The organism is Cupriavidus sp. 05T41, from assembly GCF_056396525.1.
Genome location: NZ_JBFTLQ010000001.1, coordinates 71788 through 88281 on the forward strand (window position 1 = coordinate 71788; position 16494 = coordinate 88281).

Here is a 16494-nt window from a genome sequence, read left to right on the forward strand (position 1 = left end):
AGCCCCCGCGGCAATCTCCGCCGTTCATGGCGTCCGTATCGGTGGCCAGGGAGCGCGAACCGCACCCTGCGGTCGCGCTTGCTTCCAGCGCGAGAACAGGCGTTGGTAAGCCTGCTCGGCTTGCTCTCCAACTGCACGCTCCAGATCCCGGACGGACTTCAGATTGTAGGCGGCGGCAGACCCCTTGCGGCTACCGCGGCGCGCAGGAGGCAGGCCTGCCTGCAATTCCAACTCACGGGTCTTTCGCGCTGTCAGCGCTGGGCGATCCCACGCGAAGGATTCGTTACGCGTGAGGACGTGCCAGACGATTATTGCCAGCTTGCGCGCGGTGGCAACAGCCGCGATCTGCTGACCGCGATGATCCCGGATGCGCAAGAAGAAGGCACGAATGGGGCCGGCCGTTTGCGCTGCGGCCCAGGCAGCCTCAACTAGCATGGCACGCGCGTAGGAGCGTCCGCGCTTGCTGATGTGTCCGTGCTTTGCTGGGTGCGAGCCGGATTGGTAGACCGAAGGATTGAGGCCAAAGTAGCTGACCAATTTCTCCGGCGAGCGAAAGCGAGCAATATCGCCGATGGCGGAGAGCAAGCCGATCGCAACGGTGGTGTTGACGCCGGTGATGGTCAGGAGCTTGCGCAGCCTGTCGTCCTGAATAGCGGATTGGGCCAGGATGCGCTCGACCTCCTGCAGATTCTCTGCCAGCCGGTCCAGCTCATGCAACCGCTGGTCGATCCCGATGCGCTCATCCGTGGGTAGCTGCTGCCAGCTCAGCCAGGCCCGCCCTTTCTTGCCAAACAGGTCTGTCGCCGGACACCGCTCGATGAGATGTGCGGCAAGGACGGCGTGAATCTCATTCTTGAGCCGCGTCCGCTGCCGCACGATCTGGGCTCGACGCGACACCTGCCGCCGCATCGCTTGCGTGGTCTCGTCTGGAATCCAAACCTCGGGCAGGAAGCCACTCGCATAGAGTTGCGCGAGGATCGTCGCATCGATCTTATCCGTCTTCACGCGGGCTTCCGCAATCAGACGGACTTGCAGCGGGTTGGCGACGATCACCCTGCCGACATGGCCTCTCAACACATTCGCAATAGCGATCGTATTGCCGGTCGCCTCGAGTACCACGTGGTCGTCGGGCTTTAGCTTGGCGGCAAAGCGCTCCAGCTCATCGCGTCGCAGTCCGACGCGCCCACCGGCGCGCAGCAGGCCATTCTCCAGATAGGCGATCTCAGCTACCGATCGCGATACATCCAGTCCTATCACTCGCATTGGCGTCTCCCATGGGAAACATCGCAAATGGGAGCCGGTGGGACAGCACGACAACTACGGATTCGCGCTCGCAGCGCAACCGGGCGGGTCGCAGGGGCGGCCAACTACTAACACGAGCTCGCGGCTCAACGTATATGAACGGCCTGCCCACCCGAAGTGCTCCCCGGTGCCCCTGTCCCGGATGGTCTAACCATACACCAAGTTACTCGGTGAGGAGGAGGGGCACCGGCTCCTATCATGCCGGTTACCAACGCCATTGAGAGCATCAATGCGCAGTTGCGCAAGATCATCAAGACGCGGGGCCACTTCCCCAGCGACGAGGCGGCGACCAAGCTACTGTGGCTGGCCCTGCGCAACATCACGGGGAAGTGGGGCAGTTCAACGCATGACTGGAAGGCTGCCATGAACCAGTTTGCGATCCACTATGAGGAACGGTTCACCCATCCACATCGTTGAGATAATGCCGGCTCACCGGTCGAAATGATAGTGAGCCTTTAACTGCCCTGCACACAAAAAAACTGACAGGTCCCGCAGCGACAAAGAATCTCATCCATCGGTTCACGCTTCTACCCCTACTTTCCGTTTCCTCGCTTTCGCCAACCCTCGGCCTCACGTCCGAAAAAGTCTACCAACGAAACACTATTGCGCTAGCGAACGATTGTTACGCTGAGGCGAAAGCAATGTTTGGCGAATTATCTTCGAACACGGCCTTGTCGTCGTTAGGGTAGAGCTAGTTGTGAAAAATCGACTGCCTCCCGTCCCACGCGCCATGCCGCTGCCTGCATTTATCGGTGAAACGATGTGGAAGCTCGAGACCGCCACCACCGAGGTGGTGGTGGATGTCGCGATGCCGCTGCGCAACAACCCTGGTTCCCAGGAACACGCGTTGGTCGACCAGTTCAACCAGTCCCTCGCCGAGAACCCCATCCCCGTAGCTTAACCTTACTAAAGGAATCCAAATGACTCGTATGTCCACGATCGATATCACGTCCGCCACCGGCCTGACTGCGGAACTGTTCGCCAACATCAAACGCGGCCTAGGGAAGGTTCCGAACGCGTACGCGAGCATTGGTTCGCAATCTCCCGTCGTGCTCCAATCGTTGTTGGCGACAAACGCAGCCTTGAAATCCAGCGGCGAGCTTTCTGCGAAAGAGCTGGAAGCAATCAACCTTGCTATTAGCGAAAACAGCGGTTGCGACTATTGCCTCGCAGCACATACTTTGACCGGCAAAATGGCGGGTTTTACTGCTGAACAGATGCTTGAACTGCGCGCCGGCGGATTGAGCTCTGATGCAAAACTCGACGCGCTCGTAAAGTTCGTACTGACCCTCGTTCGCACAACCGGTACCGTTCCGCAGAGCAGCCTGGATAACGTACGCCGGGCTGGCTATACCGATTCGCAAGTCACTGAATCGATTCTCGCAGTCACTGCGATTCTGACGACCAACATCTTCAATCGCGTCAACGATACGACTCTGGACTTTCCGGCGGTCAAGTAACCATTCGACAGCCGTGTAATCACGCATATCTTGACTTCCCTTCATTTTTTTCGGGAGGTCAAGATCTAGGCTAGCTTCATATATGCGGATCGCACTGAAAACCCTGAATTGCAGCAGCTAGTAGGTCGGGAAGGCGTAGGCCACCACCCCTGCATTCGCGCGCCAGTAACCGCCTTCCATGCCCGGCTGGTCGTGCAGCGCCAGATCGAGCACCGCCTGCGCCGCAGCCAGGTCCATGGATTCGCGTCGATCGTCCTCTGATGGAAGTTGCTGGCGAACGCGTGCTGCGCCGGCCTGCAGGGTCTGGCAACTGATCGAGGTAAGTTGGCGCGCACGCGCAATCTGGGGGCCGGCGCCTTGGCGACTCAATAGCAGCAGCAGCCACCCCAGCACAAAAGCGGCCACAGTGATAGATAGCCACAAGATCAGCAGATCGCGTCGGGCGGATGGTTGCAGCAGCGACAGGTCAGGTTTCCTTTTGATGTGAGACACCGATTGGTCAATCGGTGGGCGATCGGCAATCGGCTGGCAATCGTAACCTTGCCAGAAGGGGCATTGCCGTGCAAGGAACCGCTCGGCTAGACGACCCGCACACCTACGTGTCCTTCTTCAGCGTCATGGAAATAATGAGCAGCTTCTCAGGATGCCGAGAAGCGATGCAGGAGCATCCTCGCCTTGTTCCAGGCTGCGAGATAACCATACTTTCGATGACGATCTGCTGAAGGTGATGAACGCCCGCTCTCTGCCAGTGAACAGACACATCGAAATCGGATCCAGTATGTCGGTAAAGGGTCGGTCAGAGACGGCCGCGGCTTCGCGCAGGGCATCCGACAGAGACCGGCCTGACCCAGCGCCACGACAATCATGATAGTTGCGCCGTTAGAGCGCGCAGTTCCTCGAGAAGCTTGATCGAAGGACCGGGCAGCATGCCGGCCCTTCGACGGAATGCAGTCAGAACTCTCTTGTCGCTGGCGCCCGGTATCTCCAGAGCGTCGATGAGTCCCGCCTTGCGCTCGGCGTCGTACATGGGCTCGGGCATCCAGCCGAGGAAACCTGAACGGCCAATCAAGCTCTTGAGCGCAGTGACGGAGCGTGTCTCGACGACGACGTTGGGCAAGGCCAGGTTCTGTCGCGAAAACACCTTCTTCATATGCTCGAAAGGCGCGGTTCCCTTCGGAAGCATGACCCAACGCTCTTGCAGCGTATCAACGAGCTTGAGATTTGGTTTTTTTCGCAAAGGATGGCGCCGACCAGCAACCACGTAGCTGGTGTCCTCCCAACGGCAATCCTTGACAGCGACGATTTCGTCAGTGTCCTCAATGTCGGCCCCCAGCGCCAGATCGATTTCGTGCGAGACAAGCGCATCAGCAAGGCGATCCCAGACTCCTTCGATGATCTGGACTTGAAGATTTGGCCACTTCTTGCATGTGCTGCCGATTGCCAATGGAAGCACCAGGCAGGCGATGCTGCCGACTGCGCCGACGCGAATCGTTCCTTTTGCCAAGCCCAGCATCGCCTTGATGTCCTCACTCGCATGCTCAGACTCGCGCTGCAAAAGGAGCGCGTGGGGCTGCAACGCCCTGCCCACATCCGTCAACTGCATCCCCTTTGAGTGACGCTCGAACAGAGGTGCGCCAACCTGCTCCTCGAGCCGGCGAATCGTGCGACTAAGAGCCGGCTGCGTCACATTCAAGGCGTCAGCCGCGCGACCAAGGCTTCCGGACGAAACGATGGCGTTGAAGGCGACAAGATATTGGAGATCGAAAGTCATGCCTAACGGTAATGACTTTCTCTCAAAAAAGCAATTTTCATGAGAGTGATGAGCTTTCACACTTGCGCCATCGAGACAAGCGCTGCGACCCGTCCAGCGCACAACAGAAGGAAAGCGCGAAATGACCGGACCCGTACCACTCGCCGTCGTCGAAGCAGCCAAGCAACCCAGCACCGTCACCGTTCGCGACGCCGTCATCGACCTCATGCGTCGTTTCGGCATGACATCCGTGTTCGCGAACCCCGGTTCGACTGAGCTCCCGATGTTTCGCGATTTCCCAAGCGACTTCCGCTACGTGCTGGGTTTGCAGGAGGCTACCGTGGTCGGCATCGCGGATGGCTACGCCCAGGCAACGCGAAATGCTTCCTTCGTGAACTTGCATTCGGCAGCAGGCGTGGGCAATGCGATGGGCAACATCTTTACGGCTCATAGAAATCGCACGCCGATGGTCATCACGGCAGGCCAGCAAGCGCGTTCGATCCTCCCTTTCGACCCATTCCTGTCTTCCGCCCAAGCCACTGAACTCCCCAAGCCCTATGTGAAATGGAGCATCGAGCCTGCGCGCGCTCAAGACGTGCCAAAGGCCATCGCGCGGGCGTACTACATCGCGATGATGCCGCCGCGTGGCCCCGTGCTCGTGTCGGTGCCGGTAGACGACTGGGACCAACCAGCAGAGTTCGTGCCGGCAAGGGTTGTGAGTACGGAACTTCGCCCGCAGCCTGCCGTTCTGGCACAAATCGGCGACGCGCTAGATGCAAGTCATCGACCGGCGATCGTCGTAGGTGCCGCAATCGATCGGGACAACGCGTGGAACGAGGTCGTTGCTCTTGCTGAGGCGCACAACGCCCGCGTGTGGGCAGCGCCGATGTCGGGCCGGTGTAGTTTCCCCGAAGATCATCGGTTGTTCGCTGGCTTCCTGCCCGCAATGCGCGAGCGGATCGTCGAACTGCTCGGTGACCATGACCTGATCCTGGCCATTGGTGCGCCCGCGTTCGCGTATCACGTCGAAGGCGCGGGACCACACATCCCAAGCGGAGCTACGTTGTGCCAGCTAACTGAGGACCCGGATACCGCGGCTTGGACGCCGGTTGGAATGTCGGCTGTCGGCAGCATCCGCCTTGGAGTTCTTGATCTGCTCGCCCGCCCGGCGCCCCAGATTCGAGCCTCGCCGCCGGCCAAGATCAGCGCGCCAAAGGCAGAGCCTTCGCCGTTGATGTCGGTTGCCTATGTCCTTCAGACGTTGGCGGAAGTAAAAGCGCCCGAGGACATCGTGGTCGAGGAAGCACCGAGCGCCCGCCCGGTGATGCAAGCCTATCTGCCAATCACCCGCAGCGAAACTTTCTTCACGATGGACAGCGGCGGTCTCGGCTACGGCATGCCGGCAGCAGTGGGCGTAGCGCTCGGCAAACCGGGCAGCCGCGTCATCTGCCTGATGGGCGACGGTTCCAGCATGTACTCGATACAGGCGCTGTGGACCGCAGCGCAACTCAAGCTGCCGATCACTTTCGTGATCCTGAACAACCGTCGGTACGCTGCGCTACAAGATTTCGCGCCCGTGTTCGGGTTCTCCGCAACCGATGTCGTTCAGGGAACGGAACTGCCCGACATCGATTTCCTGTCGCTGGCAAAGGGCATGGGATGCGCCGCCACACTCGTCAGCGATTCCGGCGATTTGCGGACGGTGCTCGACCTTGCCCTGGCCGGCAAGGCGCCAAACGTCGTGGAGGTTCAGGTCGCCTGAACACACCGCCCACTCCCGCTTCCATACAAGACCTTCCGGAGACAAACCAATGAAGATTTCGATGCTGATCAACGGTGAGCAAGTCCAGGCCCGCAATGGCGCCACCTTCGAGCGGCGCAATCCGCTTGACGGCAGCGTTGCGACGGTCGCGCCCGCGGCCACCGAGGAAGACGCGGTCGCGGCCGTCGACGCTGCCGCCGCGGCCTTCAAGACCTGGTCGCACACGGGCCCAACCGAGCGTAGAACGATGCTGACGAGGGCCGCACAAGCGCTCGAAGCGAAAGCCGAGGCATTCGCGGCTGCAATAGCGTCCGAGACCGGCGCGTCGGCGATCTGGGCAGGCTTCAACGTTCACCTTGCGGCCGGTATGCTTCTCGAGGCCGCATCGCTGACCACGCAGATCGGCGGCGAGATCATTCCTTCCGACGTGCCGGGCAACCTCGCCATGGGTGTACGACAGCCTGCGGGAGTCGTTTTGGGCATCGCTCCCTGGAACGCGCCCGTGATCCTGGCTGTACGGGCCATCGCGACGCCACTGGCTTGTGGCAATACGGTGGTGCTCAAAGGCAGCGAGATCTGTCCGGCGACACACGGCCTCATCATCGAGGCGCTGCAAGAGGCCGGGCTACCCAAGGGCGTGGTGAACTTTGTCACCAATGCGCCGGCCGACGCGGCTGCTGTAGTGGAGGCCATGATTTCGCACCCGGCTGTGCGACGAGTGAACTTCACGGGATCAACCCACGTGGGCAAGCTCATTGCCGCAACCTGCGCGAAGTACCTGAAGCCCGTGGTTCTCGAACTCGGTGGCAAGGCGCCGCTGGTCGTCCTCGACGACGCCGACGTCGATGCTGCCGTCAACGCGGCCGTGTTCGGTGCGTTCGCCAATTCGGGACAGATCTGCATGTCGACCGAGCGGATCGTCGTCGATTCGGCCATCGCCGATGATTTCGTTGCCAGGTTGAGCGCACGTGCATCGAGTCTTCCGCTCGGTGATCCGCGTCTTGGCCCGGCGGTTCTCGGCTCAGTCGTGGACATGAGCACGGCAAAACGCTGCAACGAACTGATCGATGATGCGCTTATGAAAGGCGCGAAGCTCGTGGCGGGTGGCAAGGCGAACGACACGCTGATGCCCGCGACCCTGCTCGACCACGTAACGCCGGACATGCGCATCTTCCGCGAGGAGGCTTTCGGCCCCGTGAAAGGCATCGTGCGTGTCAGTGGCGTGGAAGAGGCGGTCGCTTGCGCCAACGATAACGAATACGGCCTCGCAGCCGCGGTCTTCGGCCGTGATGTGGCGCGCGCCATCCAGGTAGCGGGACGCATCGAGTCCGGCATTTGCCACGTGAACGGGCCCACGGTGCACGACGAAGCGCAGATGCCATTTGGCGGCGTCAAGGGCAGTGGCATTGGACATTTCGGCGGGAAAGCCGGTGTCGAGGCCTTCACCGATCTGCGATGGGTGACCGTTCAAACGACCCCGCGTCACTACCCCTTCTGAGCGAAACACCGGAATGAAAACACAAGTTGCCATCATCGGTGCCGGCCCGGCCGGGCTTCTGCTGTCCCACATCCTGCACCTGCAAGGCATCGAGTCGATTGTCCTCGAAACCCGCAGCCGCGAAGCCATCGAGGCCACGATCCGCGCCGGCGTGCTTGAGCAGGGCACGATTGATCTCATGAAAGAGATTGGCGTTGGCGCGCGTATGGAGCGCGAGGGCTTTCGGCACGAAGGAACCATCCTGCGCTTCAACGGCATTGACCGCCGCATCGATTTTCCAGAACTCACTGGTGGCAAGGCTGTGATGGTCTATGCACAGCACGAGGTGATCAAGGACTTGGTGGAAGCGCGCCTGGCGACGGGTGGCGACATTCGGTTCGAAGTGACCGATGTCAGCATCCACGACCTCGACTCGACGGCACCGAGCGTGCGATTTCGTCAATGGGGCGGCAATCTGCAGACAATTGAAGCCGACTTCATCGCCGGCTGCGATGGCACGCAAGGGGTTAGTCGCCCATCGATTCCGAAAGGCATGCTTAGCGGGTTTGAGCGGCTCTATCCTTTCGGATGGCTCGGGATCCTGTGCAAGGCACCGCCGTCATCAGACGAACTGATCTACGCCTTAAGCGATAGGGGCTTTGCTCTCGTCAGTACGCGTTCGCCGGATGTGCAACGCATGTACTTGCAGTGCGAGCCGACCGACAAAATTGAAAACTGGTCCGACGACCGTATCTGGAGTGAATTTCGCGAACGCCTGGCAACGCGTGACGGCTGGGCCCCCAAAGAGGGCCAGATATTCAGCAAGACCGTGGTCGGCATGCGCAGTTCCGTGACTGAGCCGATGCAGTACGGCCGCCTGTTCCTGGCGGGAGACGCGGCGCACGTAGTGCCGCCCACGGGTGCCAAGGGTCTGAACCTCGCGGCGGCCGACGTACGAGTGCTCGCAAGGGCCATCGGCAAGTTCTACAAGAACGGCCGTCAGGATCTGCTCGAGCGCTACAGCGAAACCGCACTGCGGCGCATCTGGAAAGCGCAACGCTTCTCGTGGTGGATGACCTCGATGCTGCATCGCTTCCCCAACGCGGACGAGTTCCAGCACAAGGTGCAGGTCGCCGAACTCGACTACGTAACCGGCTCGCGTGCTGCTTTGACAGCGCTGGCCGAGAACTATGTCGGCTTGCCATTCGACGCGCTCGACGACTGAGATTCAGTCCGTCAGACCGCCCGGGAAGAGGCGGAGGCTGTTCGAAAGCTATGTGGTGAGGAATGCCGTTTTCTCGATAAAGCAGTTTTCCGGCAGGCGTACAGGTTGGACACCTCTACTGCTACTACCAGGGCGCGCGGACGCCAGAGCGCTCAATCAGGAGACAAGACATGATCGATCGAACCCCGTCAGCCGTTGGCTCGCAAGCTTTTCCATCGCGCGGCCAATGCCAGCGCATGCTGCCCACGACCTGCAACTTGGGAGTACGCGCATGAGCCCCCAAGCGGTTCCCTTCAAGGGCAATGCCGATATCGGTCGTCTGCTCGACGATGGCGCCTATACGACCATGCAAAAGATTGTGGTCTTCCTGGCAGCCATGTCCATTGTGATGGACGGCTTTGATGGTCAACTCATCGGCTTCGCGATTCCGTTGATGATCAAGGAGTGGAACATCACGCGAAGCGCCTTCGCCCCAGCGGTTGCCGCTGGCCTCATTGGCATGGGGATCGGCAGCGCCTGCGCAGGCCTGTTCGCGGACCGATTCGGACGTCGGATGGCGGTCATCTCCAGCGTCTTTGTCTTCGGCGCAGCGACCTGCGCCATTGGCCTCGCGCCCGATGTCCTGACCGTGGCCGCACTTAGGTTTGTCGCCGGCCTGGGCATTGGTGGCGCACTGCCGAGTTCGACCACGGTCACGGCCGAGTTCACGCCGGCGCGCCGCAGGACGCTCGCAGTCACGGCCACGATTGTGTGCGTGCCGCTCGGCGGCATGCTGGCGGGCCTCTTTGCCGGTGAAATCCTGCCGGCATTCGGCTGGCGCGGACTGTTCTTTATCGGTGGAACTTTTCCAATTGCGCTGGCTATCATTCTTCTGTTCACCTTGCCAGAGACGCCTCGATTCCTGGCACGCCATCCGGCACGCTGGGATGAGTTGGGCAAGCTGCTAGGGCGTATGGGCCATCCGATGGCCGCCAATGCAACGTACACCGACGCCGCGGAACAGGGCGTAGAAGAGCGGGCCGGGTTTGGCGCGCTGTTCTCAGATGGTCTGGCGCGCGACACTCTGGCAACCTGGGCTGCGTTCTTCCTGTGTCTTACCGCCGTCTACGGCGCCTTTAGCTGGCTGCCGACGATGTTGGCATCAGAAGGATTGTCGATGGCCGTCGCTGGCTCGGGGTTGACCGCCTACAATCTCGGAGGCGTTATTGGCGCGTTGGTCTGTGCTGTTGCGATAACGCGATTCGGGTCACGTTGGCCCTTGGTGCTGTGCTGCGCCGGTGCAGCCGCAAGTGCATTCGCGATGCAGACCCTGAATGTCGGGCGCGACACGCACCTGTTGATCTTCGGTTTCGGTGTGCATGGCATGTTCGTCAATGCAGTGCAGTCCACCATGTATGCGCTGTGCGCGTTCATGTACCCCACCAGCGTCAGAGCGACCGGCACCGCGTCCGCGCTGGCCTTCGGACGACTGGGTGCGATCCTCAGTGCATTCGCAGGGGCAGCGGTCATTACGGCCGGTGGTGCCATGGCTTATCTCGCACTACTTGGCTCCGCGATGGTCTTCGCGATGCTCGCGCTCCTTGTCGTCACGCGTCACATCCCGAAGCGTGAGGGGCTGTTAAAGCCGAGTTCCGCGGTGGCAATCACTAGCTGAAATTCTGAGGGAAATCATGAAAATTACCATAGTCGGCGCTGGCGCCATGGGCTCAATGTTTGGCGGCTTGCTCGCTGAGTGCGGCAATGACGTCACTCTGATCGATATCAACGATGCACACATCAGCGCAATCCAATCGGATGGCTTGCGATTGGTCACGGACAACAGCGATCGGCGTGTGAAGACGCTCAAGATTTGCCGACCTGGGGAAGCTCAGGAACTACCCGAGTTGCTGGTGATCTTTACCAAGACCCTGCACACTGGCGCCGCGCTCCAAGGCGTCAAGCACCTGATTGGTCCGGATGTCCATGTGCTGTCCCTGCAGAACGGGTTAGGCAACGTTGAGAAGATCAGCGAGTTCGTCTCGCCAGAGCGCATCCTCATCGGCGTGACCACCTGGCCGGCCGACATGGTTGCGCCTGGCCACGTGCACTCACATGGCAAGGGTATCGTTAGACTCATGGCCGCTGACGGCAACGTCCGATCGATCGTCTCCGTGGTCTCCGAGACGCTCTCGGCCGCCGGTCTCCAGTGCAGTTCGGAAGCCACCGTATGGGCTGCGATTTGGGAGAAGGTCGCGTTCAACGCCGCGCTCAACAGCATCTGCGCCGTAACTGGGTGCACAGTCGATCAGCTCGGTACTACGCCTGAAGGTAGCCGCCTCGCAGAGCTAGTCGTCGTTGAAGTGCTGTCGGTCGCACAGAGGCTCGGTATCGAAGTGAATCCAGCCAAGTGCAAAGCCAATGTCGCAGGCGCCATTGCTCAGCACAAGGGGCACAAGCCATCGATGTTGCAGGACGTTCAGGCCGGGCGCCGCACCGAGATCGAAGCGATTAATGGAGCAGCGGTCGCCACGGCCGATAGCTTAAACATGAAGCTGCCCACAACCGAAACGCTGCTGTCGCTCGTGCGCCTCGTCGAGGCGCGGGCAATTGCCTGTCATCAGCCGTCTCTCTCATAAACACATCAGGATGTAACCCCATCAAGCGTTTGAATGGGAGGCCCCGTATAAAGACACAATAGCCTGCGTCTTGATAGAACGAGGCCTGTCGCCGTCGATGGCGGACATCAGCGGTCAGATACAGATCGCCCGATAAGCGGGCAGCCGCATTTCCCGGTCCCTCCAGCTCGTGTCGAACGGATATTTGACCGAGACTTTATAGCCCTTGTCAGCAGTCGACTTCACGGCCATCGTGAGCTGCCAGTACGCCGGCGACACGAAATGCCAGCAAATGCTAGGCAAGCAACAGCAAGGCATCAACGAGCGAGAGCACCGTTGTGCGCGAATCGAACGCCGTTGAAAAAAGATGATCGTGCACGACCTGATCTGGGTCGTAGCAGCAATCCTTGACCGTGAACAAACGGAAGTCTGCATCGCTCGCGTACGCGACCGACGACAGCACCACACCGGTCGACGCAATGCCCACCATGAGCAGGGTATCGATACCCTGCGCGGAAAGCCGCACCTGCAGGTCGGTACCAAAGAACACGCTGGCACGATGCGCGATGATGAGCGGTTCGGTGGCCTGTTGGCCGAGTTCCGGCGAGATCTGGTCGTCGACGAAAAGACCAAGTTGCTTGATTCCCTGCCCGTTCCTGTTCAACGGACTGACTTCCGGATAGCCTGGACGAAAGTGGATCTTGGCGAAATAGACGCTGACGCCCTTGGCCCTCGCAGCGTCACACAGCTTGCGTGTATTGGAAAGCAAAGTGGGCGCGACCGATGGAAATAACGCCAGGATGTCGGTCTGATAATGCATGACCACCAGAGCGGTTTGCGCTGGAACAATTGCCGGAATCTGCATGGTCACACTGCGCGCATCAGCGGCGCTTTCCATGCCCTGTTGATGGTCTGCTGAATCGACCGGACCACGTTCAACGGGTGACGACATAAGGCTACGCGATAAAAAATGATGATCGACTCTACCACGACCAATGGGTTGTCCGTTCTGGGTCGGCAGCCACCGATGACCGCCGTCGGTCCTCGAACGGTGAGCCGACGGCGGAGTTCGGCCATAAGCAGCCATCAAGCCAGGGACTTGAAGATTGCTGCCGCGTCCAACAAGGCTGCACGACTCAAGGCCACCTGCGGTTCGTCTATCTCGGCCCTGCCCAGGGCACGCTCCGCTTCCCTGAAACTACGCAAACCTACGCATAGCCTCAGGCGTGCGGGAATCACTCCCGGGCGGCGATGCGACGCCGGACTTGTCACAGCAACGCCCGAGGACGCGTGACCTACGCCCCTCGGTGTCTTGAGACAGCAACGTCCGAATCCCCCCAGGCATGCTAGCGGGGGATTTTTCGTCTCGCGTTCTCGGCGCGCTGGGTCCGCGCTCGGCGCCGGCAGGATTGGCGGCCAGCGGCCCGATCTCAACGGAAGAAACCGGGCGATAACTAAAAAATCCTGGTCACCCCTGCGTGTCTGCACAAAAACCACACGCGATGCAAGATTTGAGCGGCTAAAAGTGTCTAATAGGTTTATTAATGGGCTTTACCTTGGGCGAGACTGAAGGACCGCTTAGGGGTCGGGCAGGGCCGGTCGCTGTGGCCATCTGCATGGCCAGAACCTGGCCATAGAGTTACGCATCCCACCTCGCGAGTGGCCTCGATCTTGCGGCCCAATTACACGGCGCACTGAACTGGGATGAATTGGTCTGCCACGCGAGCGATTTGATGGCGCTCGCCGGGTAAGAGCCCAAACGGCCGCGCCTGGCAGCCGGCGTCACGATCACGTTCAGGACAGAAGTCACCGATCGCGATAGCCAAGAACAAAGCAGCCGACCTATCGGTCGGCTGCTTTCTTGAGAAGCCGCTGAAGGCTTGCGGAAGGTTTGGCTCGAACGACTACCCTTCCGCCCGCCTCGCTGACGCCGCCTTACTGCTTCGTGGCGGTGGGGGTCGTCACGACCTTCTCAGCCGCGACGGGGGTGGCCTTCGCTTCGGCCGGAGCAGCAGCCTTCGCCGTGCTCACCTTGGTGGCCTTGGCGTGCGCGGTGGCGTGCTTATGGGTAGCGGTCTTGGCGGAAGCCTTCGCAGCGGGAGCCGGAGTGGCTTGCGCAACCGCAGCGGCCGGTGCCGGGGCAGCAGCGGGAGCCGGGGCAACGCCTTGGGCGAAAGCGGCGCCGGTGATGGCGAGGGAGGCGACAGCGGCGAACAGCTTCTTCATGATGAATCCTTCTTTGAGGTTAGAGGCACAGCAAGTTGCCGTGCTTACCCGTGAAAACGATCCACGTTGATTTGGCGTTGACGATGAGGTTGTGACAAACCGTAAGCGATGTTTCTGCAGAACCCATCGCCGTTATGTCTGCCTCGACCCGAGAATTCACCAAAGGGGGGGCTGCTGCGCATCTGCAACGCCTTGGTGAACGCACTTCGGCTCCGTCTAGGTGATACGGGCAGCTAGAGCCTCGTCTGCTTGGCGCATCGGTAAGGATCGTGGCATAGAGCAGCCGGCCATCCGCACATCGATAGCCGGCGATCCGGGAAACGAATGCCGGGGAGCCTGCTGAGTAGGCCAGCACCTCCTCTTTCAGCGCCGTCGTATCCGTGTGTGGGGGATTCGCTCTCCAGAATCGTCCCGCAGCGATACTACCTGGCGAGCATGGCCCGAGGTCGGGGAAACACAGCGCCCTCCCTACCACGCGTGGGAACAGTGTCATGGGCGTCGATCCGAACCGCTTCTCCAAGGAAATGGGCACAGGTATCGCTCGCACCGACGGCATTGCTACATTCCAGGAGGATCACCAGACTCGCGCATGCCTGTCTAGCCCATCCGAAGATCGCCATGTGTCATCGGTCCGAAAGCGCTGAAACGTGCAATCTACCAACGAACCATCCTCAGTCCGCTTACGCCGAAGTGGGATGTCAGAGCCGTACAACAAACGGGGACCAATCAATTCTCGACCATTGGGTGATGGTGTCGAAGGTGGCTTCGTCACGAAGCTTCCGGCCTTACGACAGCGCGGTGTCGAATTAACGGTTGAGTCCGCAGTCGGGTATGGAAGCTCACTGCGCGGGCGGCCGGCGGGCCCCAGGTGAGCGACCTTCGAGTTCCGAGATCGGCCAGGAAGAGACTTTCGTCTGACGCTCCGCATGGACATTTATGCGGCAGTTCCACTCAAGCAAACAGTCATTCAATCGCCGGCTGCCGACGTCACTTGATCGGCCAACGCGGTCTTCCAATGCGGAGCCGGCAATCGTTGCTTCGCTGGTGTAGCTCTCAATAGGCTCTTGTGAACCCGCCGTCATGCAGCAAGTTCACACCAGTCATGTGGCCGGAGATGGGAGATAGCAGAACTTCGACCGGCCAGAGCCATCTCGTCAGGGCTTACTTACTTCCGCCAGGGAATGTTCGAAGTCTGCGCGCGGGTGGGTCGGTTGAGCCCGCGATGGCGCGCTCGCCGGGACGGCCTGAGCCTGGCTAACGCCAGGCGCTGCCAACCTGAATGTAGAAGGCGTTCTGGTCCCTGCTGTGGGCCACGTCGATCCCGACCGCCACGCCCAGCTTGCGGGCGACCAGGTACCGGAAGCCGGCGCCGACGCTGACCACGTTCTGCGCCTCGTCGAAGCTGTGCCAGTGGCCGTATGCCTTGCCCACCCCGCTGAAGCCCAGCACGCTCCAGCGCGGGGTGACGTTCCAGCGCAGTTCGGCCTCCGCCACCAGCGCGTTGCGGTCCTGGTAGCGGCCCTTCTGCACGCCGCGCAGATCGACATAGGGCTGTGCGTAGAACGGCGTCTGGCCGCTCGACATACGGCCGTCACCCCTCAGGCCAAGCACGAACGTGTTGCCAATGGGCATCCAGTGGTAGCCGCGCAGGTTGTACAGGTCGAAGCTGTTCGAGCTGCCCAGGCCGGGCCGGGCGAACTGGAGCTCAAGTTCGGCGTAGGTGCCGCGACGCGGGTAGAAGATGTTGTCGCGCGAGTCGTAATCCACCACCAGCGCGCCCATGCCGATGCGCTGGCCCCGCGAAATGTCGCCCAGTTCGGGCGCGCTGCTGCCGTGCCTGAACGTGGTGGTGGCATCGAAGTAGGCGTAGCGCGGGCCGACATACCAGCGGCTGTTGCCGAGACGGGCCAGGAACTGCTGGACGGTTCCCGCGCCGCTCAGTTCGTAGGCGCGCGGCTGATTGAGCACGCCGAAATAGTCCAGTCGCGCGTCGACCTTGGCGAGGCCGCCGAGGTAGCGGTAGCGGTCGCCATCCCAGGTATGGAAATGCCCGAGGAAGGCGCCCCACGTGCCATTCTCGGTATAGAGGCCCCCGGCAAAGGTGATGTTGGGCGGCGCCGGCCCGCTCTCGCCGGATCGCGCCTGCGCAACCGACTCCGAGAAAAACAGCAGCCCGAATCCGGCCCCGTAGCCGACGGCCGGCTCCGTAATGACGATCGGCACGGGCAGCGCGCCCTTGTGGTTGAGCAGGTAGTCGCTGGCGTCGAACTGGCCATCCTCCGGATCGATGAACGACAGCGGCGCGGATGCCGCGCCGGTGGCGGCGCACAATGCGGCCACGGTGCACAGGCCGCGCAGGCGAAAGGCAGTTCGACGATACACGGGCGGATGTGTGCCGGGGCCATGAGCGATCGGCCCGTAGTTGATCTTTAAGCCTATGCGGCAGAGTAGCCCAAGCGGCCCGCCAGCGCCAGCACTGGGTCTGCGTCATCTCGAACAGAGGATGGCCGAGCGTGGCATCTTGGTCGATCATTCGACCGTCCAGGTCTGCGTCGGCCGAATTGGCGACGCTTTCCATGCCGACATCAAGGGACGTTGTACCTTGGAAACGGCCATTGATGTGCCCCCGTGACGACCGACAGGTATGGGATCGGTAAGAGCCGACCGGCTCACGACTGGTGGAGATCGCTTGCCTGCC

General features: G+C 61.0%; 13 protein-coding genes and 1 pseudogene. 8 read left to right on the forward strand and 6 right to left on the reverse strand.

Annotated elements, in window-relative coordinates; genetic code table 11:
• Positions 1-24 precede the first annotated feature (24 nt).
• Entirely contained in the window at positions 25-1263 is a 1239-nt protein-coding gene (locus tag AC1DKV_RS00370; RefSeq protein WP_441614145.1) for an IS110 family RNA-guided transposase, read from the reverse strand.
• Between the two features lie 234 nt (positions 1264-1497).
• Between AC1DKV_RS00370 and AC1DKV_RS00375 the strand changes: the two are divergent.
• The 3 genes and pseudogenes from AC1DKV_RS00375 to AC1DKV_RS00385 all read left to right on the forward strand — a co-directional run.
• Positions 1498-1719: pseudogene (locus AC1DKV_RS00375) on the forward strand (transposase); the annotation flags it as partial.
• Positions 1720-1999: 280 nt separating this feature from the next.
• On the forward strand, positions 2000-2203 hold the full coding sequence (locus AC1DKV_RS00380; RefSeq protein WP_441614146.1) for a hypothetical protein: 204 nt from the start codon (positions 2000-2002) through the stop codon (positions 2201-2203).
• A 19-nt stretch (positions 2204-2222) separates the two neighbouring features.
• On the forward strand, positions 2223-2762 hold the full coding sequence (locus AC1DKV_RS00385) for a carboxymuconolactone decarboxylase family protein (protein ID WP_441614147.1): 540 nt from the start codon (positions 2223-2225) through the stop codon (positions 2760-2762).
• 117 nt (positions 2763-2879) lie between these two features.
• Here AC1DKV_RS00385 and AC1DKV_RS00390 read toward each other — a convergent pair whose 3' ends face one another.
• Both AC1DKV_RS00390 and AC1DKV_RS00395 read right to left on the reverse strand, forming a co-directional pair.
• Positions 2880-3254, reverse strand: a complete 375-nt coding sequence (locus AC1DKV_RS00390; RefSeq protein WP_441614148.1) for a hypothetical protein — start codon at positions 3252-3254, stop codon at positions 2880-2882.
• Positions 3255-3624: 370 nt separating this feature from the next.
• A complete protein-coding gene (locus AC1DKV_RS00395; protein WP_441614149.1) occupies positions 3625-4533 on the reverse strand; it encodes a LysR family transcriptional regulator in 909 nt (302 codons plus the stop codon).
• A gap of 121 nt (positions 4534-4654) precedes the next feature.
• On the opposite strand from AC1DKV_RS00395, the gene mdlC reads away from it, so the two are divergent.
• From mdlC to AC1DKV_RS00420, 5 genes are all read left to right on the forward strand, one after another.
• Positions 4655-6274 carry a benzoylformate decarboxylase gene (mdlC, locus tag AC1DKV_RS00400; RefSeq protein WP_441614150.1) on the forward strand — a complete coding sequence of 540 codons (1620 nt, stop codon included), beginning with the start codon at positions 4655-4657 and terminating at the stop codon, positions 6272-6274.
• 49 nt (positions 6275-6323) lie between these two features.
• Entirely contained in the window at positions 6324-7772 is a 1449-nt protein-coding gene (locus tag AC1DKV_RS00405) for an aldehyde dehydrogenase (RefSeq protein ID WP_441614151.1), read from the forward strand.
• 13 nt (positions 7773-7785) lie between these two features.
• A complete protein-coding gene (gene pobA / locus AC1DKV_RS00410; RefSeq protein WP_441614152.1) occupies positions 7786-8976 on the forward strand; it encodes a 4-hydroxybenzoate 3-monooxygenase in 1191 nt (396 codons plus the stop codon).
• Positions 8977-9247: 271 nt separating this feature from the next.
• Complete coding sequence (locus AC1DKV_RS00415; protein ID WP_441614153.1) at positions 9248-10630, forward strand: MFS transporter; 1383 nt, start codon at positions 9248-9250, stop codon at positions 10628-10630.
• Positions 10631-10646: 16 nt separating this feature from the next.
• Positions 10647-11591 (forward strand): ketopantoate reductase family protein, encoded by a 945-nt coding sequence (locus AC1DKV_RS00420; RefSeq protein WP_441614154.1) that lies wholly within the window; start codon positions 10647-10649, stop codon positions 11589-11591.
• A gap of 274 nt (positions 11592-11865) precedes the next feature.
• Here AC1DKV_RS00420 and AC1DKV_RS00425 read toward each other — a convergent pair whose 3' ends face one another.
• The 3 genes from AC1DKV_RS00425 to AC1DKV_RS00435 all read right to left on the reverse strand — a co-directional run bounded on the left by AC1DKV_RS00425 (position 11866) and on the right by AC1DKV_RS00435 (position 16154).
• Entirely contained in the window at positions 11866-12468 is a 603-nt protein-coding gene (locus AC1DKV_RS00425) for a cysteine hydrolase family protein (protein WP_441614155.1), read from the reverse strand.
• 1037 nt (positions 12469-13505) lie between these two features.
• Entirely contained in the window at positions 13506-13796 is a 291-nt protein-coding gene (locus tag AC1DKV_RS00430; protein WP_441614156.1) for a hypothetical protein, read from the reverse strand.
• Positions 13797-15050: 1254 nt separating this feature from the next.
• Positions 15051-16154 (reverse strand): BamA/TamA family outer membrane protein, encoded by a 1104-nt coding sequence (locus AC1DKV_RS00435; protein WP_441614354.1) that lies wholly within the window; start codon positions 16152-16154, stop codon positions 15051-15053.
• Between the last annotated feature and the right edge of the window lie 340 nt (positions 16155-16494).